The organism is Cryobacterium sp. N21 (assembly GCF_002929575.1).
In the GTDB taxonomy this organism is placed as follows: Bacteria; Actinomycetota; Actinomycetes; order Actinomycetales; family Microbacteriaceae; genus Cryobacterium; species Cryobacterium flavum.
In genome coordinates this window covers 15,571-40,933 of sequence record NZ_PJJQ01000022.1, presented here as the reverse complement: position 1 = coordinate 40,933, position 25,363 = coordinate 15,571, and the positions used below count along the sequence as shown (strand labels likewise).

21 protein-coding genes are annotated in these 25,363 nt (G+C 62.6%); 17 read left to right on the top strand and 4 right to left on the bottom strand.

Features of this window, described 5'->3' with window-relative positions:
• Positions 1 to 31 precede the first annotated feature (31 nt).
• From pepD to CXY77_RS01610, 6 genes are all read left to right on the top strand, one after another.
• Complete coding sequence (gene pepD, locus CXY77_RS01640; protein WP_158252737.1) at positions 32 to 1,489, top strand: beta-Ala-His dipeptidase; 1,458 nt, start codon at positions 32 to 34, stop codon at positions 1,487 to 1,489.
• Positions 1,490 to 2,169: 680 nt separating this feature from the next.
• Entirely contained in the window at positions 2,170 to 2,775 is a 606-nt protein-coding gene (locus CXY77_RS01635; protein ID WP_140425441.1) for a hypothetical protein, read from the top strand.
• A gap of 131 nt (positions 2,776 to 2,906) precedes the next feature.
• Positions 2,907 to 3,218 carry a thioredoxin family protein gene (locus CXY77_RS01630; RefSeq protein WP_092341267.1) on the top strand — a complete coding sequence of 104 codons (312 nt, stop codon included), beginning with the start codon at positions 2,907 to 2,909 and terminating at the stop codon, positions 3,216 to 3,218.
• 209 nt (positions 3,219 to 3,427) lie between these two features.
• A complete protein-coding gene (locus CXY77_RS01625) occupies positions 3,428 to 3,781 on the top strand; it encodes a helix-turn-helix transcriptional regulator (protein ID WP_092341266.1) in 354 nt (117 codons plus the stop codon).
• Positions 3,778 to 4,464 (top strand): cation transporter, encoded by a 687-nt coding sequence (locus CXY77_RS01620; protein WP_092341265.1) that lies wholly within the window; start codon positions 3,778 to 3,780, stop codon positions 4,462 to 4,464. Before CXY77_RS01625 ends, CXY77_RS01620 begins: the two co-directional genes overlap by 4 nt.
• 845 nt (positions 4,465 to 5,309) lie before the next feature.
• Positions 5,310 to 7,124, top strand: coding sequence for an amino acid transporter (locus tag CXY77_RS01610; RefSeq protein ID WP_233197167.1), 1,815 nt, complete (start codon positions 5,310 to 5,312; stop codon positions 7,122 to 7,124).
• 25 nt (positions 7,125 to 7,149) lie between these two features.
• Here CXY77_RS01610 and CXY77_RS01605 read toward each other — a convergent pair whose 3' ends face one another.
• The 4 genes from CXY77_RS01605 to CXY77_RS01590 form a co-directional block, all read right to left on the bottom strand.
• Positions 7,150 to 8,070 carry an NAD-dependent epimerase/dehydratase family protein gene (locus tag CXY77_RS01605; RefSeq protein WP_158252736.1) on the bottom strand — a complete coding sequence of 307 codons (921 nt, stop codon included), beginning with the start codon at positions 8,068 to 8,070 and terminating at the stop codon, positions 7,150 to 7,152.
• A gap of 122 nt (positions 8,071 to 8,192) precedes the next feature.
• On the bottom strand, positions 8,193 to 9,617 hold the full coding sequence (locus CXY77_RS01600) for a rhamnulokinase family protein (protein WP_104088306.1): 1,425 nt from the start codon (positions 9,615 to 9,617) through the stop codon (positions 8,193 to 8,195).
• Positions 9,618 to 9,621: 4 nt separating this feature from the next.
• Positions 9,622 to 11,658: a bifunctional aldolase/short-chain dehydrogenase gene (locus tag CXY77_RS01595; RefSeq protein WP_104088429.1), complete on the bottom strand. Its 2,037-nt coding sequence runs from the start codon at positions 11,656 to 11,658 to the stop codon at positions 9,622 to 9,624.
• Between the two features lie 122 nt (positions 11,659 to 11,780).
• Entirely contained in the window at positions 11,781 to 12,545 is a 765-nt protein-coding gene (locus tag CXY77_RS01590; protein ID WP_233197162.1) for a DeoR/GlpR family DNA-binding transcription regulator, read from the bottom strand.
• Positions 12,546 to 12,760: 215 nt separating this feature from the next.
• Between CXY77_RS01590 and CXY77_RS01585 the strand changes: the two genes are divergently transcribed.
• The 11 genes from CXY77_RS01585 (at position 12,761) to rhaI (ending at position 24,957) form a co-directional block, all read left to right on the top strand.
• Entirely contained in the window at positions 12,761 to 13,999 is a 1,239-nt protein-coding gene (locus CXY77_RS01585; RefSeq protein WP_092341260.1) for a hypothetical protein, read from the top strand.
• A complete protein-coding gene (locus CXY77_RS01580) occupies positions 13,992 to 14,990 on the top strand; it encodes an aldose 1-epimerase family protein (RefSeq protein ID WP_104088305.1) in 999 nt (332 codons plus the stop codon). The genes CXY77_RS01585 and CXY77_RS01580 overlap by 8 nt, the downstream gene beginning before the upstream one ends.
• Positions 14,987 to 16,492: a sugar ABC transporter ATP-binding protein gene (locus CXY77_RS01575; RefSeq protein ID WP_104088303.1), complete on the top strand. Its 1,506-nt coding sequence runs from the start codon at positions 14,987 to 14,989 to the stop codon at positions 16,490 to 16,492. Before CXY77_RS01580 ends, CXY77_RS01575 begins: the two co-directional genes overlap by 4 nt.
• Positions 16,489 to 17,517 carry an ABC transporter permease gene (locus tag CXY77_RS01570; protein ID WP_092341257.1) on the top strand — a complete coding sequence of 343 codons (1,029 nt, stop codon included), beginning with the start codon at positions 16,489 to 16,491 and terminating at the stop codon, positions 17,515 to 17,517. The genes CXY77_RS01575 and CXY77_RS01570 overlap by 4 nt, the downstream gene beginning before the upstream one ends.
• Complete coding sequence (locus CXY77_RS01565) at positions 17,514 to 18,626, top strand: ABC transporter permease (RefSeq protein WP_104088301.1); 1,113 nt, start codon at positions 17,514 to 17,516, stop codon at positions 18,624 to 18,626. The genes CXY77_RS01570 and CXY77_RS01565 overlap by 4 nt, the downstream gene beginning before the upstream one ends.
• Positions 18,627 to 18,638: 12 nt before the next feature.
• Positions 18,639 to 19,682, top strand: coding sequence for a rhamnose ABC transporter substrate-binding protein (locus tag CXY77_RS01560; RefSeq protein ID WP_092341255.1), 1,044 nt, complete (start codon positions 18,639 to 18,641; stop codon positions 19,680 to 19,682).
• A 112-nt stretch (positions 19,683 to 19,794) separates the two neighbouring features.
• Positions 19,795 to 20,817 carry a LacI family DNA-binding transcriptional regulator gene (locus tag CXY77_RS01555; protein WP_104088299.1) on the top strand — a complete coding sequence of 341 codons (1,023 nt, stop codon included), beginning with the start codon at positions 19,795 to 19,797 and terminating at the stop codon, positions 20,815 to 20,817.
• A 35-nt stretch (positions 20,818 to 20,852) separates the two neighbouring features.
• Positions 20,853 to 21,626: a class II aldolase/adducin family protein gene (locus tag CXY77_RS01550; RefSeq protein WP_104088298.1), complete on the top strand. Its 774-nt coding sequence runs from the start codon at positions 20,853 to 20,855 to the stop codon at positions 21,624 to 21,626.
• 28 nt (positions 21,627 to 21,654) lie between these two features.
• Positions 21,655 to 23,145 (top strand): FGGY-family carbohydrate kinase, encoded by a 1,491-nt coding sequence (locus CXY77_RS01545; protein ID WP_104088296.1) that lies wholly within the window; start codon positions 21,655 to 21,657, stop codon positions 23,143 to 23,145.
• Positions 23,142 to 23,750, top strand: coding sequence for a histidine phosphatase family protein (locus tag CXY77_RS01540; protein WP_104088294.1), 609 nt, complete (start codon positions 23,142 to 23,144; stop codon positions 23,748 to 23,750). Before CXY77_RS01545 ends, CXY77_RS01540 begins: the two co-directional genes overlap by 4 nt.
• 40 nt (positions 23,751 to 23,790) lie before the next feature.
• Positions 23,791 to 24,957, top strand: a complete 1,167-nt coding sequence (rhaI, locus tag CXY77_RS01535; protein ID WP_104088293.1) for an L-rhamnose isomerase — start codon at positions 23,791 to 23,793, stop codon at positions 24,955 to 24,957.
• Positions 24,958 to 25,363 lie beyond the last annotated feature (406 nt).

The following is a 25,363-nucleotide window of genomic DNA, read 5'->3' as shown; positions in this document are numbered from 1 at the left end:
CGCGGACATTATGGAAACCACCAACTCTGGAGTGCTCGACGACCTCGAACCCCGCGAGGTCTTACGATTCTTTGAAGTGCTCACCAGCATCCCGAGAGGATCGGGGAACGAGGAACAGGTCGCCACGTGGGTCGTGGATTTTGCGCGCTCCTGTGGACTGGAGGCATTCAAGGATGACCTGCACTGCGTTCTCGTGCGCAAGCCCGGTCAGGGTGGCCTTGAAAATGCCGAGCCCCTGATCCTGCACGGCCACCTGGATATGGTCTGCGAAAAAGCCGAAGGTGTCGAATTCGACTTTGTGAACCAACCACTGAGCCTCGTCGTGGACGGCGAGTACATCTCGGCGGCAGGAACGTCCTTGGGGGCGGACAACGGAATAGGAGTGTCCTACATTCTCGCGCTGCTGGAATCGAAGGACATTCCTCATCCGCCGCTGGAAGCGGTCCTCACCGCCATGGAAGAGAAGGGGAAGGTGGGTGCCGGACAGTTCGACGTTGCGCAACTCACTGGGCGCCGCATGATCGACTTCAACTGGATTACCGATGAAGAGATTCTGGCGGGGTGCAGCGGGGACGTGACGTTCACGGTTGATGTTCCGGGCGAGTTTGAACGAACACCGGATGCCTTGACCACTGCGCGGTCGCTGGAGGTGCGTGGGCTCAATGGCGGTCACTGCGAATTCGACATTCAGCTGGAGCGCGCGAACGCTCTGCAGGTGCTGGCCCGCGCGGTGCACCGGTTGGCCGCCACGTACGACCTGCGCATCGCCACCCCCTTCGGAGGTGCTCAGAATAGTGCCATCCCGGCCGATGCATCCGCTGTCATCGTTTTCGAGGACATACACCTGGATTCGATCGAGGCGCTCATCGCCGAGCTGGATGCAGCTCTCAAGAGTGAGTACCAGATTTCCGACCCGGCGATTCGCGTCGAGCTGAAAGATGCCCACCGTCCCGACATCGCGTTTTCACACGCCGCGGGGCTTCGTCTCATGTCTGTTTTGCGGCTGATTCCTCACGGGGTGGTCAGCTGGAATCTGCACGTGCCCGGTCGTGTAGAGACGTCCAACAACGTGGGAACGTTGCGGCCGACTCCCGAAGGTGCACGTGTGATGTCGACGGTGACGTCGGCCCTCACCTCGCGGAAACACGAGTTGATCGAGCGAGTACAGGCGCTCGTGGCGCTCGCCGGTGGTGGTGTCGTGTGCGAACTCTACGGCCTCGACGCTCCGGAGTTCCCGTATCGTCCGCAATCGGAACTCCTTCGGACGGCATCGGAGGCCTACCGTGACGTGCTCGGCACAGAGCCAAACGTCGAGGTGTCCCAGTGTTCTCTCGAGCTCGGCATGTTTAGTCGGCGGGTGCCCGTCTCCGATATCATCTCGATCGGCACCGAGCTTCAGGCCCTGCATTCCTCCGCGGAAAGGGTGAATCACAAGTCCGTGGAGCGTGTCTGGCCACTGATCAAGGCGGTCGTGTCGCGGCTTGGATAGGGAAGTGGCAAGGTAACGGGCCTTCGCCTGTTATCGAAGTGATCGCTCTAAGCGGTCAGAGTTGCGGGGTCGAGGCCTTCCCAGGGGTTCCGGGCAATACCGGATACGCGCGCGACATTGTTGGCGAGCCTGACGCCAACGTGCGCCCGGTCACGTAAAGGTACGGCCCATGACCAGAAACTAACCATAAACCCCAAAATCTGACCAGATTCAGGCCGTATTTCACCGTACAGCGCGTACACTAAACCCCATGAGAACCGCGGAATTCCGCGGAAGTCTGCCCCGTATGCAGGTGCGCACGGCCACCCCGACGGCTATCATTTGTTCTTGGTTCGAGTCCAGGTACCCCAGCTTTGTAAAAAATCTCCGGTCAATTGGGGGGTTTTGGCAGTTGCGGTCGCGATGAAGTCATGTCCGAATCCCGCTAGGTTAGCCCAGGCTCGTGAGCCCGTGGTGCCCCTTTCGTGCCGGTTGTCGGGGGAGTTCCGAATCTGTGCGACTTCGAAGTCTTGATGAAGATGACTCGGAATGTGATGTTCTTGGTTCGAGTCTCCGCGTATTAGTCGTTCAGCGGCCGCGATTTTCTCGTGACGTGTTCGGCCGAAGGGGGCATGCTGCCCGCTGGACGCCCATTCGGACTGGGACACACACGTCCGTCGGCGATGCCCTAGTCTTTGCCCATGCCCCGATCGCCTCGCGCTCCAATCGCCGCTCTGACAGCTGCTGCGGCCCTGTCTTCGATGCTTCTGCTCACCGCCTGCAGCTCGGGCTCCTATTCCTATGACGAGCCCAACGCGGCTGAACTGTTGACCGAAGAGTCATCGCCGGTCGATCCTGCCACCGCCTGCGCTGCGCTCGTCGCGGCACCGGCCGGTCTGGCTCAGCGGAAGGCCGTAGAGCTTAGCTGCGTCGAGGACCGCAACGGAAACTGGGTTTACCAGGCAGATCCGGCTCCTGGCGCTCCAACCCCGCTCCCATTTGCCGCGGCCGCGGAAGAGCAGCCTGGCGGCGGGATCCCCTGGAACCATGCTGTGGACTACGCCGGTTCGACGCAGCGCGTCTGCGGGCCACTCGCCGGCGGCGGCAACTCGGAAGACGACGTGTTCCTCAACCTCGGTCGCGACTACCCCGACCCGGAACGTTTTCAGATCGTGGTTTGGGACGTCGGCGACCTTGAGCCGATTGACGGCGGCGTGACCCTGTGCACCTCCGGCCAAATCACACTGTACGAAGGTGTCGCTCAGATTGAGCTGACCGACCCGAGCCTCATCGAGATTTACAACTAGCTCGCATCGACCTGAAAGACTGTCCTGCGGAAAATACTGGGTACCCACGTTGATTTCTGTCCATCCGCGGTATCGCGAGGCGACGCATCCGTTGGATGATATGGATGGCCCCCTCAAAAGGAAAAGAATCCATGACAACAATCGAGCTGCTCTACATTGCAGGCTGTCCGAACTCGGTACAGGCCCTCATCCGCCTGCAGCGCGCCGTCGACAACACGATGCACTCGAACACAGTGATCACATCCACACTGATCGATTCCGCCGAGACAGCCGGGCAAGTCCTATTTGCTGGGTCGCCAACGATCCTCGTCGACGGTGTTGATCTCTTCCCGACGGATGGCCGCACCAGCGATCTCGCCTGCCGGATTTATGTAACGCCGAACGGAATGGCCGGAGCTCCCACCCAAGAACAGATTGAGGCAGCGCTCGCGGCTCATGGATAACACCCCAGAACTCACCTGTTCCTGCTGCGGTCGCAGCTATCCGCGCCGCAGGCTGCACGCCCTCAGCGACAATGCCTACATCTGCCGCCGATGTGGACTGTGGGTCGCGCTCCGCCTCCGGGCCGATCCAATCGGGCACGATCAGTACTAATTGACACTGCGTTGGCAGGACCGTGGTGATTGGTCAGCCCCTGCTGTAATGTCAGTGGATGCTGACTATTGCCTCGCGGGTTGACGTGATGAACCGGTTGGGTCGAGCGATGGCCGATCCCACCAGGTCTCGAATCCTGTTCTCCTTGCTCGAACGCCCGGGGTTTCCGGGTGCGTTGGCGCGCGAGCTGCAGTTGTCGCGGTCGAACGTATCCAACCACCTGGCGTGCCTCAGAGGCTGCGGAATCGTGGCCGTCGTTCCGGAGGGACGCTCGACTCGCTATGAGATCGCGGATCCTCACGTGACCAGGGCGCTAATCGCCCTGATGGATGTGGTGCTCGCTATCGATGACGGTGTCGGCTGCGTCGATGAGGACTGCGACGTACCGCTGTGCTGCGGGAACGACGCATGAGCCTCTCCAGCAATGACCGAGTTGTTGCGATCCAGCCTGACCGAACGCAGGTTCTCCGCCGCCGGATTCGGTGGATCGTCGCGGCGACCATTGGCTACAACGTCATCGAAGCCATCATTGCGATCGCGGCCGGCAGCGTGGCATCGTCAGCCGCCCTCATCGGGTTTGGCCTGGACTCCATCGTGGAGGTCCTCTCCGCTGCCGCTGTCGCCTGGCAGTTCGCAGCGCCTGATCCGGAGAAGCGAGAAAAGACCGCGCTGCGAGTCATCGCGTGGGCGTTCTTCGCTCTCGCCGCGTATGTGATTGTGGATGCCGGCCTGTCCCTCTTCGGCGTTCGCGAAGCGGAGCACAGCACGGTCGGCATTGTGCTGGCAGCGGTCAGCCTACTGGTGATGCCCTTTCTGAGCTTCGCCGAGCGTCGCGCCGGCCATGAGTTGGGCTCTGCTTCGGCGGTCGCTGACTCGAAACAAACCCTGATCTGCTCCTATCTTTCCGCAGCCCTGCTGGTCGGGCTACTTTTGAACACGCTCTTTGGTTGGGCGTGGGCGGACTCGGTTGCAGCCCTCGTGATCGTGGTCTTCGCCGTTCGGGAAGGCTTCGAGGCCTGGCGTGGCGACGCCTGCAAAGTGCCCGTGGCTGCGCTCACCGGGGAACGCGACGTCGAGCACGAAGACTGCTGCTGAAGCTACTCGCGCGCCCTGACACAGCGTCGCAACGCGGCTCTGATTGGTCCTGTCGCGACTGGTGCGCCATGATCGAAGTGGGCTCTGACGAGTGTGCGACTCGCTCTTCGGCTCGATCACGGTGGATGTCATGGACATTTCACAAGCACAGGCCGATGTTCGACGAATCTATCGTGCCGGCTTCCCTGGACCATTGGTGTCCGCGGTCATCTGGGCGGCGGCGAGCGCGGTGTTCACTTGGGGCTCCGTTGCTGGCGGTATGGCTGCGCTCTTCTTCGGCGGCATTGGCGATGCAGTGCGCGTTTACCGTGCCCCTCGGCTTGCTGATTGCCGTCGCCCTCGGGAGCTATGAGCCCGTACCCTTCTTTCCGGCTGAGCTCTTCTTCGTTGGCGGGCACTACCTCGTCTTCATCTTGCTTTATGGCATGCGGTTGTTCGCAGTTTTGGCCGGGGTGCTGATTCTGCTGGGAGTGAGCGGGCTGCTCGTAATTCCGCAGCTGGGAGAGATAAGCGGATGGCTGAGCACAGCCGTCTTCCTGATCTTTGCGGTGGTCCTCTCTCGCGCTCACAACCACGCAACCGCAAACGTCGCGTACAGGTCGAGTAGGGGTCACCAGATGGCGGCTTGCCCCCTTGTTCGGCCGCAGCGAGAAGCGTGCAGTAAATGAAAGTGAAAGCAATTCTTGCGGTAGTTTGCGAGGGCGTAGGGTGTGCTCGTGACCATATCGCGGGCTTCGGCCAAAAGTGTCAAAGCGTGGCTATTGCAAGACACTGGGGACCGTCAGGGATCGCGGGTGGGACCGCACGCGGCCACGGCCGAAAAGACGCAGCCATGGTGGCGTGTGATGTGCCTGACCGGTGTCGACTATTTCTCGACGCTGGGCTATCAGCCGGCGATCGCGGCACTCGCTGCGGGGCTGTTGTCGCCGATCGCGACCATCGTGCTCGTCGCCCTGACGCTGCTCGGTGCCCTGCCGGTGTATCGGCGAGTGGCTGCCGAGAGTTTTCGGGGATCCGGTTCCATCCATATGTTGGAGAAGCTGTTGCCGTGGTGGTCGGGCAAGCTCTTCGTGCTGGTTCTGCTCGGGTTCGCGGCAACGGACTTCATGATCACGATTACTTTGTCGGCAGCGGATGCCACGGCTCACGCAGTCGAGAATCCGTTCACGCCAACCTGGTTTCACGGTCAGGAAGTACCGATCACGTTGTTCATCATCGCCCTGCTTGGAATTGTCTTCCTTCGCGGCTTTCGGGAAGCAATCAGCATCGCCGTGGTTCTTGTTGCGGTCTACCTCATTCTCAACCTGATCGTCATCATGGTTGCGATTGAGCACGTGGCGACGAATAGCGTGGTCATCACGGATTGGTGGGCGGCGCTCACCGTGCAGCACGGTAATCCGCTCGTCATGGTGGGGATCGCACTGCTCGTGTTTCCCAAGTTGGCCTTGGGCCTGTCCGGCTTCGAGACCGGTGTGGCCGTGATGCCGCAGGTTACGGGAAGCCCGACCGACAGCGACGACAATCCCGTCGGCCGGATACGCGGCACTAAACGGCTGCTCACCACAGCGGCACTGATCATGAGCGGTTTCCTGATCACGTCGAGCCTGGTCACCACGTTTCTGATCCCGCAGGCCGCCTTCCAGCCCGGCGGCCCCGCCAACGGTCGCGCCCTGGCCTACCTCGCCCACGAATACCTCGGTAACGCATTCGGCACCGTCTACGACATCAGCACCATCTGCATCCTTTGGTTTGCTGGGGCATCCGCTATGGCCGGTCTGCTTAACCTCGTGCCTCGGTACTTGCCGCGGTACGGCATGGCACCGCAATGGGCCCGGGCCGTGCGCCCGCTCGTACTGGTTTTCATCGGGATCGCCTTCGTGATCACGATTGCTTTCCAGGCCAGCGTCGACGCCCAGGGCGGTGCCTACGCAACGGGCGTGCTCGTGCTGATGACGTCGGCATCCGTCGCGGTCACCCTGTCCGCCCGCAAAAGACGGCAACGCTGGCCGACCATTGGTTTCGGCATAATCGCCGCGATCATGGCGTACACGACCATCGCGAACATCGTCGAACGCCCCGACGGCGTGCGCATCGCCGCCCTGTTCATCGTGGGCATCATGGTGACTTCCCTCGTCTCGCGCGTGCGTCGGTCGTTCCAACTCAGGGCGACGTCGATCACTTTGGATTCCTCGGCCCTCGATTTCGTCACGGGCGACGCCGAGGACTACGACGTCGTGCGAATCATCTCCCACGAGCCCGACGAAGACACCGAAACCGAGTACCGTGATAAGAGCCGCGACGAACGCCGATTCGGCAATATACCGACCGGCTCACCGATCATCTTTCTCGAAGTGCTCCCCTCAGACTCGTCGGACTTTGAGGAAGATCTCGTCGTGAGCGGCGTGGCCAAACACGGTTACCGGGTTCTCCAGGTGACCAGCGGCAATGTGCCGAACACGATTGCGGCCGTGCTTCTGGAGATTCGTGACCAGACCGGCATCATCCCGGAAATCTATTTTGAGTGGACCCAGAACAACCCCATCTCGAATATGTTCAAGTTCCTCGTCACCGGCCAGGGCGAGATCGCACCGGTGACCCGCGAAGTGTTGCGTGAGTCGGAGCCGAACGCCAAACGGCGCCCGCACGTACACGTGAGCTGAGGCACCGGCTGCAGAAGCGCCTCGATCAGATCTGGCTGCGGTAGCTCTCTGCGGTGGCGATGAGTGCCTCGTTCCACGACGTGGCGGCGACACCGAGTTCACGCTCGGTCTCGGTCGCATCAATCACGAACGGCACCACGAACTGGTAACTCGACGCCCACACTTCGTGCATCATCGGATTGGCCACCCCGAGGGACCGCAGCAACAGCTGCGGATAGCCGGTGACTTTTCCCCGTGTGCCGTAGTGCGCATTGAGTTGCCCAACGATGTCGACACGGCTGACGGTACCGCTCGGAACGTGCCAGATTCGGCCCCAGTCGCCGGTGTAGTCTGCCGCGGCGATGAGCGTGGTCACGATGTCGGGCAGGTAGCTCCAGCTGTGCGCGAGGTGCGGCTTACCCACGACATGAGCCGTCTTTGAGCGAAGAACAGCGGTGAAAAACGCTTCGCCCAGGTGCGCGGTGCCGGTGGCCCCAGGCCCGAAGTAGTCACTGGCCCGCACCTCGACAGCACGAATGTGGCCGGCGTCATGCGCGGCGCGCAACTTTGCCCAACCTTCGCGGCGAATGAGTCCCTTGGCTTCGGTGGTCGTTTCGCTCGAGTGTTCGGTCATGGCGCCGGTCGGTGACCCATAGGAATACAGGTTACCCATCACGACGATCCTGGCACCGGTAGCGGATGCGGCGGCAATCACCGCCTCGTAGATGGGCGGCCATTGTGCAGCCCAATCGGTATAGGGCGGATTCGTGCAGAGAAGGATGGTGGAAGCATTAGCTGCGGCGTGCGTAAAAGCTGCCGGATCACTCGCATCCAGTACCAGAGCAGTCGCGCCTGCGGCGGCCGAGCCCGAGCGGGTGGCAATGGTCACGGTGTCGCCGCGGGCCGCGAGGCGTTCGGCCAGGGGGCGGCCGATGAGGCCGGCTCCGACAACAAGGTGCTTGCTCATGGAATCCATTCAGTTCGGTGGTCGCGTCGTGCGATTAACGCCGAGTCTGACAGACGGAATATGCCGGTGCACCAGAAACGCTTGATCAACCCCCTCCCGTGCGGGCGTATTCCGGCGCGATGTCACCCGCGCGGCGCGTAATGCTGCAGCGTCACCGACCGGGTTATGACGGCCCGCATCGCCTCGAGGCTGCCCGAGATGAGCCGCCCGGTGCGCGCCTGCACGAGCACGTTTCCGAAGGCGGTTGCCTCGACCGGACCAGCGATCACGGGCAGTCCACTGCGGTCGGCGGTCAACTGGCACAGGAGGGCGTTTTGCGATCCGCCGCCAACGATGTGGATGGCCCTCACGGTCTTGCCCGACAGCTCCGAAGCGGTGCGAACGGTGTGTGCAAACGCCTCGGCCAGGCTCTCGCTAATTGCGCGCGTGACCTCCGCCAGAGTGTGCGGCACAGGCTGATTGGCCTCGAGGCAGCACTGCGCAATGCGCGCGGGCATGTCGCCAGGCGTGAGCAGGCGCGGATCGTTGGCATCGAACACCGAACCGCGCGGTAGGGCCGCGGCCTCACGGATGAGTGCAGGAAGGTCGATCTGAAGTCCCGCCCGCTCCCACGTGCGGATGCTCTCCGACTGCAGCCAGAGTCCCGTGATGTTCTGCAGAAAGCGGATGCGACCGTCCAGCCCGCTCTCGTTAGTGAAATTGGCGACGCGGGCCGCCTCGCTGAGCACGGGCATTTCCAGTTCGACCCCGGCGAGCGCCCAGGTACCGCACGAGACGTAGGCGAATTCATCGCCCCGGGCAGGCACTCCGACCACGGCTGAGGCCGTGTCGTGCGACCCCACGGTGACAACGGGGATCTGCCCGCCAACCTCGGCTCGCACGGTCGGCAGCAGTGGGCCGAGCGTCGTTCCAGGTTCGACCAACTGCGGGAACAGGCTCGCTGTGAACCCGAGGCTGTTCGCCAGCTTGGTCGACCAACCTCGCGTGTGTATGTCCAGCAAACCCGTCGTCGAGGCGTTGGTGTGCTCGGCGACAGGCACGCCAGTCAGCCAGTACCCCATGAGATCGGGTATCAACAGGGCTGTATCGCCAGCTTGCACCCGTCCGGCAAGCCGGTCGGCGGTGAACTGATAGACGGTGTTTATCGGCATGAACTGCATACCGCTGGCGGCATACAGCTCCTTCTGCGAGACGAGCTCATGGGTCGCCCGCACGCCCTCGAGTGTGCGCTCGTCGCGGTGCGAGTAGGGATTACCGAGCAGCGCACCGCCACGCAACAACCCATAGTCGAGCCCCCAGGCATCAATTCCGATGCTGCGCAGATCAGGCTCCTCAATCACTGCTTTGCGGAGGCCGATCAGGGCTGAACGAAACAGTTCGAGCACGTTCCAGTGCAGCCCGTCTGTTGTTCCCTCCCAGCAGCGCACGGGGTTGTTCAAGAATCGCTCGACTACGTCGAGGCGCACAGTGTCAGCGTCGAAGCGACCGACCACGACACGTCCACTGGTCGCGCCGAGATCGATTGCGGCGACAGCTGCGCGGGTCATCGGGTCATCGCAGGAACGCGGCGGCGACGCCGGAGTCGACCGGGATATGCACACCCGTCGTCCGGCTCAATGCGGGGCCGGTGAGCACCCACACCGCGTCAGCGACGTTCTCGGGAATGACCTCCCGTTTCAATATAGTTCGGTCAGCGTAGAACTGGCCCAGGTTCTCTTCACTGACGCCGTAGGTCTTGGCCCGATTAGCGCCCCAGCCCGACGCGAAGATGCCAGAACCCCGCACGACACCGTCAGGGTTGATGCCGTTGACGCGGATTCCATACCCGCCCAGCTCAGCAGCGAGCAACCGAACCTGGTGTGACTGGTCGGCCTTTGCCGCCGAATATGCGATGTTATCCGGGCCAGCGAAGATCGAGTTCTTCGAGGAGATATAGACGATATCGCCGCCCATTCCCTGCTCGATGAGGGCGCTCGCTGCGGCGCGCGAGACCAGGAACGATCCCTTGGACATGACGTTGTGGAGCAGATCCCATTCGGTCTCAGTGGTCTCCAGCAATGAGCGCGCAATGGACAGCCCGGCGTTGTTCACGACAAGATCCAGACCGCCGAATGCCATCAGCGTTGCATCGACCGCGGCTTTCACGGCGTCGGCGTCGGAGACGTCGACAGCGACGCCGATGGCCACATCGACGGAACCTAATTCCGCTGCCGCCGCCTGCGCCTTCTCCAGGTCGAGGTCCGCGACGACGACGCAGGCGCCATCAGCCGCGAGCCGTATGGCGATGGCTTTGCCAATGCCCGATGCCGCTCCGGTGACGAGGGCGATCCGGCCTTGGTGGCTCTTGGGTTTCGGTATCCGCTGCAGCTTCGCCTCCTCGAGTGCCCAATATTCAATGCGGAATTTCTCTGCGTCGGAGATCGGGCCATAGGTGGAGAGCGCCTCGGCGCCCCGCATGACATTGATGGCGTTGAGATAGAATTCCCCGGCCACGCGAGCGACCTGTTTCGTGGCACCGTAACTGAACATTCCGACCCCAGGAACCAAAACGATGGCCGGATCTGCGCCGCGCATGGCGGGGCTGTCTGAGGCTGCATGCTTGTCGTAATAGGCGGTGTAGTCGACGCGGTAGGCCTCATGGAGTGTCTTCAGTCGCTCGATAGACGCTGCGACGGATGCTCCGGCCGGCAAGTCGAGCAACATCGGCTTGACCTTGGTCCGCAGAAAATGGTCTGGGCAGCTTGTGCCGAGAGCAGCAAGTTTGGCTGCATTGGCACTACCGAGAAATTCCAGCACGCGGGGGTCGTCGGTGAAGTGGCCGACCATCGGCTTGTCCTGCGAGGCGATGCCTCGAATCGTGGCAACGAGAGCGGCGGCTTTGGCTCGGCGTTCGTGCTGTGGCAGCGCGGTATTCTCGGCGACTGCAGCACCGAACGGTGTCTTCGAACCCATCGCATCGATGTAGGCCTGGGCGGTGTCGATAATCCAGCGGCTGTTCGCCTCGCATGTAGTCGATGTCTCGCCCCACGCCGTGATGCCGTGTCCGCCGAGGATGCACCCAATGGCATCCGGATTTTGCTTCTGGAGCACAGCGATGTCGAGTCCGAGTTGGAATCCGGGTCGGCGCCACGGTACCCAAAGCACCTTGGAGCCGAAAATCTTCTTGGTCAGCGCTTCGCCGTCGGTGGCGGTTGCGATCGCGATGCCCGAGTCGGGGTGCAGATGGTCGACGTGCTGGGCATCGACTAATGCATGCATCGAGGTATCGATCGACGGTGTCGCACCATTGGTGCCATGTAGGCAGTAGTCGAATGCTCCCACCATCTCGTCCTCGCGCTCCACCCCCGGGTACACGTGTTGCAGGGCGCGAAACCGGTCGACGCGCAGCACGGCAAGACCGGAGGCGGCCAGCGTGCCGAGGTCGCCGCCGGAACCCTTGATCCAGATCAATTCGACCGGCTCGCCCGTGACGGGGTCGGTGTCGGTGCCCTTGGCGGAGGTGTTTCCACCAGCGAAGTTTGTAACCTTGGGATCGCTGCCCAGCCTGTTGCTGCGAGCGACCAGTTCGGCCGCGGTTCGGTTCGTCATCGTTCTGGCTCCTGCTCCTGCGTCGGTGAAGGTGGTCTGCTGGATGACCATACGCTAAATGTGCGCAGTTGTGAAACATAACAAATAAGCACACGAAAGGTCACGACTCGTTCGTGGCTGCTTCAGCGCAACTCGACGCGATCTCGAAACTCATCGAGCTGGCTGTCGCCCGGGTCGAGCTCGGTGATGAGAACTGCAATCTTCGACAATTCCAGGGACGCCGCCGTGGCCTGCTGGTGCAGCTTCGACGAGTCGATGCAGAGCACGATCTCCTTGGACACCCGAGCGAAGGCCTGCTTCATCTGCGCTTCGGCCAGCGAAACCTCAGTGGTCCCGAACGTGGCGTCCACGGCACTGGCCGATGCGAAGAACCTGACGTAGCGCAACGATTGGGCGGCCTGTACCGCCAGTGGGCCCACGAACGTGTCCGTTGATTCTTCCGTCTCGCCACCGATGAGAATGGGGTTCACTCCGAGGGTTCCTTTGAGACTCGCGTAGGTCGGATAGGAATTCGTACTCACGATGAGACCGGACCTCGGACCCAGCCTGCTCGCCATGGTTCCAACGGTCGTCGACGCATCGAAAGCGATAGAACCGAAACGTGGAACCAGAGCCAGAGCTTTGTCTGCGATGAGTTCTTTCGCCCGCGAGCGCACGGAACGCCGCTCTTCGAAGGGGCGTGGGCCGATGACCGAGATCGCTCCGCCACGCACGCGGCGCAGCAGTCCTTCCGCCTCGAGATCGGCCAGATCACGACGGATGGTCATGGCTGAGACACCGAGAGTCCCTGCGGCCTCGGTCAGTCGAATGACGTTCTCGTGCTCAAGCGAGGCCAGCAATTGCCGGCGTCGCTCTTCGGATTCGGTACTTCCGGTTGTGGCCACCACGGTCTCGATTCTTTGTAACTTGTATGTTAACTTTTCGCGTTATCTAACACTAATACACTTATCTGCTTGAGTTTGTGGGAGCGAATGTGTGTTGAATAAATATATTGACGCACAACGAGTGTGGTGTTACTGTCCCAAAAGACGGTTCATTGAACCGGTCCTGTTGGCAGCGTTGCCTCCTGGGTGATGCACGAACTGAAAGATGAGTGTCACCGATGACCTCTGAGGCCTACGAAAATATCGTCACATCGGCAACCGCGCACGATCGTGCGTTGGACGCCGGCAAGGGAATTGTTCGGTTTGCACCCACCTGGGTTCCCCGTGCTTTTTGCACTCCTGGCAAGCGCATCCGACTGCACCCGGATGACTATTTCCCGCTCGGCCAGGGGCGCGGCGGCATTGACGAGCGCTGGCTTGCCTCGTCGATTCGCGCTGACAACGGTCCACTCACCGGGGCCCACGAAGGCCTCAGCCTCGTCGTCGACCCCGACGGCGGCCTCCTGCCCTTCGATGATTTTGTCGAGCACCATAAGGCCGACGTGATCGGGTCGCGATTGTGGGACCGCTTCGGAGGCTGGACGATGTACTCCAAGTTCTACGACAACCTGATGCCCCTGCCCTTCCACGTGCACCACTCTGACGAGAAGGCCGCACTCGTCGACAAGGTAGGAAAGCCAGAGGCGTACTACTACTCGCCCCATATGAACGACAACCTGGGCCTGCAACCCATCTCCTTTTTCGGATTTCAGCCGGGCACTACCCGCGACCAGGTCAAGGAGCGTCTCATGCGCTTCGCCGATGGTGGCGACAATCGCATCACCGATCTGTCGCTCGGATACCGAACTCAACTTGGAACGGGATGGGACATTCCGGCGGGTGTTCTGCACGCTCCGGCGAGCATCTGCACCTATGAGCCGCAATCCGCCAGCGACGTGTTCGCAATGTGCGAATCGTGGAGTAACAACAAGGAGGTCCCCGAGGAGTTGCTCTGGAAGGACGTGCCCCCAACGCACCACGGCGACTATGAGTTTCTTCTCGACCTTTTGGACTGGAAAAAGAATCTTGACGTCGATTTTGTACCCAACCGGTTCATGCGTCCGTACAGCACCTCCACGTCAGCGGCCGACGGCGGTTCAAGCTATGTCGAGAACTGGATCGTCTTCCGCTCCACCTCATTTAGCGCCAAAGAGCTCACGGTACGCCCAGGCCAAACGGTAACGATCAGGGACCAGGATGCTTACGGCGCCCTCTTTGTTCAGGGCGGCGGCACTTTCGGAGTGCATGACGCGCAGGCAGCGACGCTCATCCGTTTCGGGCAACTCAGCCAGGACGAGTTCTTCGTCTCCGAATCGGCGGCCCGTGCTGGCGTCACGATCACCAACCGCAGCGCAACCGATGACATCGTCATCCTGAAGCATTTCGGTCCCGGAAATCTGGAGCTGGGCGTTGTCTGAAATCTTCGGAACCCCGGTCGGCCAGGCCCTCCTCCGGGTCGGATCGCTTGATCAGGTCGCGCGCGTCGATCGCTTCGTTGAGGATGATGGTCCGGCACGTGGGGCTCGCCGATTCCGAGTGGTGAACGGCGGCGGGTTCGAGTTCGACGTTCATCCCGACCGCGCCCTCGATATTGGTGCCGCGACCATTAATGGGATCCCGCTTGCCTGGCTCTCATCGACTGGCATCACGCGTTCCGACGCATACGAGCCTGCCGGGCGAGGGTGGCTGCGCACCTTTGGCGGTGGCCTCGTGACGACCTGTGGACTCGACACCTTCGGCCCGCCCGCCGACGATGAGGATGGCGTGTCCGGCATGCACGGCCGCATCGGGGCCGTGCCGGCGCGGGTGACGGAGGTCACAGTGACGCCCGCGCTGATCACCGTGGCCGGCGAGGTACGCCAGACGGGCGTATTCCAGGAGAATCTCGTGCTGCGCCGCCGCATCACCTCGCGTGTCGGGTCCACCTCCTTCACGATCGAGGACACCGTGACGAACGAGGGCGAGAGCATGAGCCCGCACATGGTGCTCTACCACGTCAACCTCGGGTGGCCGCTGCTCGACGCTGGGACCGTCATCGACATCCCCGCCGCCTCCGTAACGTCCCGTGACCCCGACGCGGCCACTGGTTTCAACCAGCGGGCTGAAATTGGTGAGCCCAAGGCCGGCACGCGCGAGCAGGTCTATATCCACACCGCTGGCGATGAGCGCGTCGCCCGGGTGACCAACGCGGCCCGGGGATTGACATTCACCCTCCGTTACTCCGAGACGCTACCGGCGATCTTTCAATGGAAACTGACCGCCACAAAGCACTATGTGCTGGGTCTCGAACCTGCAAACACCCCCGAAATCCAGGGCCGCGCCGCTGCACGCGCCAACGGCACGTTGCCCCGACTGGAGCCGGGCGAGAGCCGTACCTATGTGATCGAAATCGACGTGAGCGCAGCATGAATGACACCGCACTGTTGGAACTCCATGGCGTTACCAAGACTTTCGGCGCGGTGGCCGCGCTGGTCAACGCAGAGCTGGTCCTCAAGGCCGGCTCTATCCATGCCGTCATCGGCGAGAACGGCGCGGGCAAGTCGACGCTCGTCAAGATCATCGGCGGTTTGTACCGCCGCGACGCTGGCACATTTCTGCTGGATGGGGAAAGCGTCGACTTTCACAATACGCGCGAGGCAAAAGCCGCGGGCATCGCTGTCATCTACCAGGAGCCAACGCTGTTCCCCGACCTTTCGGTCGCCGAGAACCTCTTCGTTGGCCGTCAGCCGTACACCCGATTTGGCGCGCTGGACCGCGCGAAAATGCGCCGCGAGACTCGCGAGCTCACGCAAAGGCTTGGCGTGCCGATCGATCCCGACCGCGAGGCGCGAGGACTGTCGATCGCAGACCAGCAGGTCGTCGAAATCGCCAAGTCAATCTCGGTCGGCGCCAAGGTCATCGTCATGGACGAGCCGACTGCGGCGCTGTCGGGAATCGAGGTCGAGCGTCTAATGGGCATCGCACGCCAGCTCCGCGACGAGGGAAAGGGCCTCATCTTCATCTCCCATCGGTTTGACGAGGTGTTCGCCCTCTGCGATGTCATCACCGTCATGAGGGACGGCAGTTACGTCGCCACGAACTTGACGACCGTCACGACCGAAGACGAGATCATCCATCAAATGGTTGGTCGAAGCGTCGACAACCTGTACCCCAAGCAGGAAGCACTGATCGGCGAACCCGTACTCGAGGTGGAGCACCTGACCAGCGCCGGAGTTTTCCAGGACGTCAGTTTCACCGTGCGTTCGGGTGAGATCGTCTGCCTGGCCGGCCTCGTCGGTGCCGGTCGAAGTGAGATCGCCCGTGCAGTGTTCGGCGTGGACCCCTACGACTCTGGATCGGTTCGAATGGGCGGTATCAGCGTGCCCCGGACGAGCCCCGCGGCGGCGATGCGACTCGGCATTGGCTTCGTTCCCGAGGACCGGCGCAAGCAGGGCCTGGCGATGACGGCGGGCATACAGAGCAACATCACTCTCGCGATCCGCCACAAGCTGGCCCGATTCGGATTCATCATCGCACCGCTCGAAGAGCCGAGCGCTCGTACCTGGGCGGCGCGCTTGCAGGTCAAAATGTATGCCCTCGACACCGAGGCACAAATGCTTTCCGGCGGAAATCAACAAAAGGTCGTACTCGGGAAGTGGCTGGCCACAAAACCGAAGTTGCTGATCGTGGACGAGCCGACCCGTGGCATCGATGTGGGCACAAAGGCCGAGGTGCACCGCCTGCTGTCCGAGCTGGCCGGAACCGGCGTCGCGTTGCTGATGATTTCGTCCGAACTGCCGGAGGTCATGGGTATGGCGGACCGTGTGCTCGTGGTGCGTGAAGGTCGGATTACGGCGGAACTGCCGCGCGCGACGGCAACTCCCCAGAATGTGATGTACGCCGCGACGCACGCACCGGAGGTGGCCGCATGAGCGTGACGCACACCGTCCCGGTGAGCCAAGGACGGCGTTCATTCTTAGGCAGGATCCTCCGCGCCCGCGAGGTCGGCCTGATCGTGATGATCTTCGCGCTCGTGGCGCTGACCAGTGTGACGCAACCCGGGTTCCTCTTCAGCGACGGCGGATGGCGTGAGCTGCTTCGGCAGCCAACGATTCTGATCCTCATCGCTCTCGGCGAGGCGATCGTGATCATCACCCGCAACATCGATTTGTCGGTCGGCTCGATCCTGTGCCTCTCGGCGTACGCGGCCGGGAGCTTGTTCTCCAACTTTCCGGGTATCCCGATACCTCTGGTCATCCTGAGCGGCATCCTCCTCGGGGCCTTCCTGGGACTCGTTAACGGCCTGCTGGTCGCCTTCCTCAGAGTGCCATCGCTGGTTATCACTCTGGGCACGCTGTACACCTACCGGGGGATCGCGATCCTCTGGATCGGCCCGCACTTTATTCGATCCAGCTGGTTGCCTGACGAGTACCGCTCCTTCGGTACCCTGCAGTTCCTGGGCATTCCGGTATTGCTGATCGTTGTCGCGATCATCGTCTTGCTGATTGGATGGTTCATGACGAGTCGGCGGGTGGGCCGCGACCTGTACGCGCTCGGTTCCAACCCCGAGGCAGCCACGCTGTTCGGGCTCGGCGAGCGTCGTCTGACGGTCACAGCCTTCGTCGCGAGCGGCGCCCTTGCCGGTCTCGGCGGGCTCGTTTACCTCGCGATCTTCGCGACCGGTGATGCGCAGGTCGGTACCGGATATGAGCTGCAGGCTGTAGCGGCAGCCGTGGTGGGCGGAGTCGCCATCGTCGGCGGATCCGGCACGATCTGGGGCGTCGCACTGGGCGCGTTTTTTCTCGCCACTATCAGCAACGCGCTTCCCGTTCTCGGAGTGCCGAGCCTCTGGCAGCAGTCCATCGTCGGTGTGTTGATCGTCGGCGCCATCCTGCTCGACCGCATTGTATTCATCACCCGCATTCGCCGGGCGAAGAGAAAGGGGACTGCGACATGAGCGCCGACACCGCAACGATCACGACCAACGCCGTAGGTCGTGCTGCCGCACAGTACCGCAGGCATAGCCGCACGCTGTGGCGCCGGATGCTGCTGCGGACAGAGACGGCAATCGTCCTGGCCATCATCCTGCTGATCATCTTTGCCATCACCACGGTGCCGTATTTTGCTCAGCCGTATACCTACCTAACGATGATCCTGAACTCCGCGCCGATCCTGCTCATGCTGTTGCCGGTGACCCTGATCATTATCACCGGCGACATCGATCTGTCGGTCGGCAGTGTGGTCGGCTTCTCAAGTGCCATATTCGGGTTGAGCTTTCACGCTGGAATTCCCCTTCCACTGGCCGCCGGGGTCGCGGTCGTTGGCGGTGGCTTGGTGGGCCTACTCAACGGCGTGCTCGTGACGGTCGTCGGATTGCCGAGCCTGGCGGTCACCATCGGCACTTTGGCGCTGTTTCGCGGCATCGCCGTCGGGCTGCTTGGCACCACGGCGATCACGGGTTTTCCGAGTGAGGTCACGCAGTTCATCGGCGCTCCGCTTTTCGTCGGTGCTCCAGTTCCGATGGTGACCGTGGCGATCATCGTCGTCGCGATCGGTTTCGCGGTGGTATTGCACCTCACTCCGTTCGGACGCGGTGTATTCGCCATCGGGTTGAGCTCCGAGACGGCCGCGTTCTCGGGCGTTCGGGTCAATCGCACACGGCTCATTCTGTTCGTTCTCAGCGGGCTGGTCGCGTCGGCGACCGGTGTGTACTACACGCTGCAGTACAGCAATGCGATTGGAACGAACGGCCTTGGCTTTGAGTTGCAGGTCGTGACAGCCATTGTGCTGGGCGGCGTCTCGATTTGGGGCGGCCGCGGTTCAATACTCGGGGCACTGGCCGGCGGCGTGCTGATCGCAACACTGAACAAGACGCTGCAGCTCGCCGGTATCGGCTCCGACACGATCAGCATCGTCACTGGCGCCACCCTAATCTTCTCCGTCGTTGTCGCCGGTATTGCGGGATTCATCTCGCGGCGGCGGCGGTCGAAGGCCTCCGTAATCGCGGCAGGCGTTGAAAAGCACCGGGCAATCCCAAATCCGAAATCTGTACCAAGCAACCACTAGAAAGGCAAAACAGTGAATTTCACATTCAGTAAGTCGGCGCACAGGCGCGCTGCATCCATCGCCGTGGCCATCGCGGCCGCGTCGGTGCTGCTGGCCGGCTGCGCCGCACCCACGGGCGGCTCCACCGGGACCGACGCCGCTGGCGCCGGAAGCTTGACCGTTATCCCCAAGAGCCTTGGTAACAAGTACTTCGAGGCCTCGGACAAAGGTGCCAAAGCAGCTGCGGACGAACTCGGCCTTGACTTCTCCGAGGTCGGTCCGACCTCGACCGGTTCGGCCGATCAGGTTCCGTTTATCCAGACGGCGATCCAGACCGGCCAGAAGGCGATCGCCATCGCGGCGAACGACCCGGCTGCCGTTTGCAACGATCTGAAGGCGGCACAGGACGCTGGCGTCAAGGTCGTTGCCTTCGACACCGACACCGACTGCCGCGACATCTTCATCAACCAGGCCACGGTCGATGGCATCGCCCAGGGACTGGTCGACCTGACCTCGAAGCACCTCGGAACGGCCGGAGGCACCATCGCAATCCTCTCCGGTGGTGCCAACGCCGCAAACCTCAACGCCTGGGTCGATGCGATGACTGCTCTCATCGAGAAGGAACACCCGGAGATCACGATCGCCCAGGTTGCATACGGCGAAGACGTTGACCAGAAGGCCTACCAAGCAGCTCAGGGACTCATGCAGAGCATTCCGGATCTCAAGGCCATCATCGCTCCGGACACGGTGTCGGTGAAGGAAGCAGCACACTACCTGTCTGACACCCCGCAGTTCCAGGGCAAGGTGTGGGTCACTGGCCTCGGTCTGCCGAGCGAAATGGCGACTTACGTCACGAGCGGCGTCATCGAGCAGTTCGGTCTCTGGAATCCTGAGGACCTGGGGTACCTGGCCACCTACGCCGCGGACGCGCTCACTCAGGGCACGATCACAGGCAAGGAGGGCGACAAGTTCACCGCTGGAAAGCTCGGAGACTTCACTGTCGGCGCCGGGGGAGAGGTTGTCCTCGGCCCGATGTTCGTGTTCGACAAGTCCAACGTCGGTGACTTCTCGTTCTAAGCACAGCTGCCAGCTGACTCCACCCGGGTCGAGCTGAATCAACACAGGGGGTGGAGCCTGCAACGTTCTTCGTTGCAGGCTCCACCCGTCCCCAGCAGGATGGAGGAAGACGATGGCGACCATTCACGATGTCGCAAAATATGCGGGCGTCTCGGCGGGCACCGTCAGTAACGTCCTCAACCGTCCCGGCTACGTCGCCCCCCAGACTCGGGAACGCGTTCTGGCGGCAATCGCCGATCTGGGTTTCACCCCCATCCAAAGAGCCCGCAAGTACCCTGCCGGTCGCCAGCGCACCCTGGGGCTCGCCCTGGCCGATCTGGCCAATCCGTTTTTCGTCGACGTCGCCCTGGGCGCAGAGGCCGAAGCGAAGTCACTCGGCGTGGGAGTAGTCATTGTGCACAACGGCGACGATGTCGCGCGTGAACAGGACAACCTCGACCTGCTCGTGCAGCAGCGCGTTCACGGCATCATGATCGCGCCCGTGCGCGCCCTCGACGCGACGGTCGAGCGCCTCGATGCCCGCGATATCCCCCTCGTCAACGTGGACCGCGTAGACGAGAAGACCGAGCGTTGCTGGGTCAAGACCGACGATGTCGCGGGAGGTCGGCTGGCTGCCGAGCACCTGATTGCGCTCGGCCACCGTAACGTCGCCTTCGTCGGCAACTTCGCCAGCAGTCTGCAGGCCAATCGTCGCTTCGACGGCTTCGCCGCGACGCTCGCTGAAGTTGATGTTGTTCCCGAGCGAGTCCCTACCGACTCGTGGCGAATCACCGATGGACGAATGGCAGGCGCAGCGCTCGCCGCACGGGCCACCGCCGAACTGCCGACCGCGATCATGTGCGGCAACGACCTCACCGCGCTCGGCGTGCTCCTCGAGTTCGCACACCGCGGCATCCGCGTACCAGACGATGTCTCGATCGTGGGTTTTGACGATCTGTCCTGGTCGGAAGCAGCCACTGTTCCTCTTACGACCGTACGTCAGCCGCGTGAAGAAATGGGCCGGCAAGCAGTGCGCCTGCTCCTCGACGAGATCGACCGTGGCGAGGCCCATGCGCACCACCACGAACTGCTGGTCCCCGAACTTGTCACCCGCGCGTCGAGCGCGGCCCCACGCCCGATGCGCTCTGACAACTGAAGCGCTGCCCACTCTTGACCCATAAGGAGATCCCCATGGTTACCATCTGGCAACCCGAACTTGTGACCGACGATCTCGTCGCCCTGACTCATTCCCTGGGCGAGCCCGCCAAAGACTTGGTGATCCTGGCCGAGGGCAACACCTCCCAGCGCCTCGCCGATGGTCGAATCGTCGTGAAGGCATCGGGAGCCTACATGTCTGCTGTGACTCGTGACGACTTCGTCGTCACCGACGTTCAACCTCTCATCGACCTGATGGATGACGCCACCTCGACCCAGGAGGACCTCACCGAGATGCTCGATGCGGGTGAGCATACCGGCACGAGGCGGCGCGCGTCGATCGAGACGCTCGTGCACGTGGCCGTGCAGTCGGTGCAGCCCACCGCCTATGTCGCGCACACCCATCCGACATCGGTGCTCGGTCTGCTCGCAAGCGTGCACGCGGAGTCCGCCTTCGCGCAGTGGGTCTACTCCGACGAGGCCCTTGTCATCGGTACCCCCCTCTTCGTGCCGTACGCGGCGCCCGGTATCGCGCTGGGCCGGCTCTTCCTTCAGCGTCTACGCGACTACGTGGCGACGCGTGGCGAGCTGCCATCGGTCGTACTGCTGGGCAATCATGGCATTGTCGCGATCGGCGGCAGCGCAGAGGCCGTGGAGGCGATCACCCTCATGACCGTCAAGGGTGCACGAACCCGAGTGCAGGCGCTGTCGATCGGTGGGGTGATCGGCCTCGGTGACGACACCGTGGCACACTACTTCGAGCGCACGGACATGGCAGAGCGCCGCAAGAACCTCGCAGGCACCGCCTGATGCCCGTTGGAACAGGTCCACAGTGGCGATGACAGCGCTGTGGATCGGCATTGATCTTGGCACTCAGAGTGCGAAGGTATCCATCGTCGACGATGAAGGGGCTGTCGCCGCGTCATCCGCTGTACCCCTGGTAAGTCGGCGAATGGGCGACCGACACGAACAGGATCCGCAGGATTGGATCAACCATGCCGGTGCAGCGCTGGCCGTGGCACTGGCGTCGCTACCGTCCACGGCCGTGGCCCGCATCGCGGGGGTATCCATCTGCGCGACATCGGGCACCATCACAACAGTGGATGCCGCGGGTCGGCCGTGTTCGGCTGGCCTCATGTACGACGACGCCAGGGCTGAAGCGATCGGACCGGAAGCCAACCAGTCTGACCCGGTGCGCTGGGCGCGCTTGGGCTACAAAATTCAGCCGACCTGGGCCCTGCCGAAGATCGCCTGGCTCGCACGCAACGGCATGCTTTCCGAAAAGCGCTGGATCGCCCACCAAGCCGACGTGCTGGCATCCGCAATCGTCGGAACGCGTGTCGCCTCTGACTGGAGTCACTCCCTTAAATCGGGATACGACCTGCTGGCACTGGAATGGCCCGTCCGTGCCCTCGACGCACTCGGCATCGACCCCGACCAGCTGCCGAGCGTCGTCGCTCCCGGCACCGAGCTCGGCCGATCGGGCGCATGGTGGGCCGATGTGACCGGGTTGCCCGTCGGTATTCCCGTCTTCGCCGGAATGACCGACGGCTGTGCCGCGCAGCTCAGCGCCGCCACTCTTGGCCTGGGTGACTGGCACACCACGATCGGGACCACCATGGTGCTCAAGGGCGTGTCCAACCGCATCATCATCGACGACGGCGGAGCGGTCTACTCGCATCGCGCGCCCCACGATGGACTGTGGTTTCCGGGCGGTGCCTCGAGTGTCGGTGCCGGAGCGATCACCGCAACGCTACCCTCCATCGACCTGGCGGGGGCATCCTCCCGCCTGAGCGGCCTGGGGCACCGGCTCTCATCGATTCCGACAAGTTATCCCCTGGCCGGTACCGGCGAGCGCTTCCCCGTGATCCGCCCCGATGCTCCAGGGTTCGTCACCGTTGACGGGATTGATTACAGCCTCAGCGCAGCTGTAACTCTGCTCGACCCAGACCTTCTCCTCGCCTCGATCATGCTTGGTATCGCCTGCGTCGAACGCCTCAGTCTTGAGATGATGGCTCGCGCTGGCGCCGCCGTCGACGGCACATTGAGTTCGTCGGGGGGAGGCACGAACAACGAATGGTGGACCCAACTTCGTGCCGATCTGCTCGGACGCACGATCAGTATTCCGCGATCGTCCGAGGGGTCGATTGGCATGGCTATCCTGGCCGCGTGGGCGGGGACAGCCGGAAGCTCGCTGCCCGAGACCGCCTCGCGCATGTCGATCGTTGGGCGGGTCGTCGAGCCGCGCTCCGCTCCGGCGGCGCTCTGGAACGATCGCTACGACAGATTCGTCGCCGAACTCGGCTCGAAGAACTGGATCACACCGTGACGACCCTGTTTCTCGTGCGTCACGGCGAGACCACGTGGCACGCCGAAAATCGCTACGCCGGAAACTCAAATGTCGCGCTCACCGAGCTGGGTATCGCCCAGGCCGAAGATCTTGCACGCTGGGCCCAGGGGCAGTCGATCGATGCGGTCTACGCTTCCGACCTGTCGCGCGCCGTGACCACCGCCACTCCATCGGCCATGGCGCTCGGGCTCCCTCTCAGCGTCGTTCCAGCGCTGCGTGAAGTCGACTTTGGGCGAGGAGAGGGCCTGACTTCTGCCGAAATGAAGGCAACCTTTCCCGAAGAAACCGCCCGATTCGTCGAACATCCAGGTACATCCCCGCTGCCGGGGGCCGAGTCGGGGGTCGACGCCGCCGAGCGAGCATGGACTGCCCTCGAGGCGATCGCCGCGAAGCATCCTGCCGGAACGGCGCTCGTTGTCATGCATTCGACCCTTATGCGCCTCATTCTCTGTCGCGCGTTGGGGATTCCGGCAGACCGCTACCGCGCGGTCTTCCCCGCAGTGCTCAATGTAGGCATCACGACGGTGTCCTGGACGACGCAAGGCACCGCGCTGCTCAGCTACAACGTGCCGCTGACACCTTGACGACCAAGCTCAACACCCTCCAAGAGAACAGGATCACATCATGACCACTTTCGCTTCGATCGAGCCGCTTCTTGCGCAGCAGGCCATCGAGCTGCCCTCCTGGGCGTTCGGTAATTCCGGAACCCGGTTCAAGGTGTTCGGAACGCCGGGCACCCCGCGCACCATCGAAGAGAAGATCTGTGATGCCGCCACGGTTAACCAGTACACCGGCCTCGCACCCAAGATCGCCCTACACATTCCGTGGGACAAGGTCGATGACTATGGGGCGTTGCGGGCGTTCGCCGCCGACCAAGGACTCGCCCTCGGCACCGTCAACTCCAACACCTTTCAGGACGACGCCTACAAGTTCGGCAGCCTCACTCACACCAACGCGGCGACGCGCCAGAAGGCCATCGACCATCACTTCGAGTGCATCGATATCATGCATCAGACCGGGTCGACCGACCTCAAGATATGGCTGGCCGACGGCACCAATTACCCCGGCCAGGGCGATATCCGCGGCCGCCAGGACCGGCTCGCCGAGTCGCTCGCCGCCATCTACGCCCGCCTCGGCGACGACCACCGACTGGTGCTCGAATACAAGTTCTTCGAGCCCGCTTTCTACCACACTGATGTACCCGACTGGGGAACCAGCTACGCGCAGGTGGTCGCGCTCGGTGAGAAGGCCAGCGTCTGCCTCGACACCGGCCATCACGCTCCAGGCACCAATATTGAATTCATCGTCGCCCAGCTGCTTCGCCTCGGTAAGCTTGGCTCCTTCGACTTCAACTCGCGGTTCTACGCCGACGACGACCTCATAGTCGGTGCGGCCGACCCGTTCCAGCTGTTCCGCATTCTCTACGAGGTCATTCGCGGCGGCGGCTACGGCCCGGAATCGACCGTGGCATTCATGCTCGATCAATGCCACAACGTCGAGGACAAGATCCCCGGGCAAATTCGCTCGGTGCTCAACGTGCAGGAGATGACCGCCCGCGCGCTGCTCGTCGACCAGGGCGCCCTGACCCTGGCCCAGAACGCCGGCGATGTGCTCGGAGCCAATGGCATTCTGATGGATGCCTTCTACACGGATGTGCGCCCCTCGCTCGCCGCCTGGCGCGAAAGTCGGGGTCTCCCGGCCGACCCGATGACGGCATATGCCGCATCCGGGTACCAGGCGAAGATTTCCGCCGAGCGCGTTGGCGGCAGCCAGGCCGGCTGGGGCGCTTAAGCGGATCCACGACTTCGATTCAGCGCCGTCCGTCAGCGATAGCGCATTCCTAGCCTGACTTGGTGAACGGAGCGCAGCGAGAGGTCTTGATCAGGCCGTCCGAGGCCTGCACGGTTACCAGGGCCGGACCCGAGCTGATGTTGTTGTCTATTATGTCGTCGCCGGTGGCATTTAGTCGCGCCCACTATCAGCTCGATCCGCCATCCGACGAGTACGTACCCGGCTGAATATCCGTGCCAACCCGAAATGTTCCGTCGCCAGCGAAGGTGTTGGCAACGACGACGTCCTCGGGCCGTGCTCGGTCGTGCCGGCGTAGGCGCCGATGGTGTTCACGAGCAGCTGCCCAGTGGATGTATTACTCGCGTCGAGCACGGAAATTGCGAAGTTTCTCGTGCCGTCGTGCGGC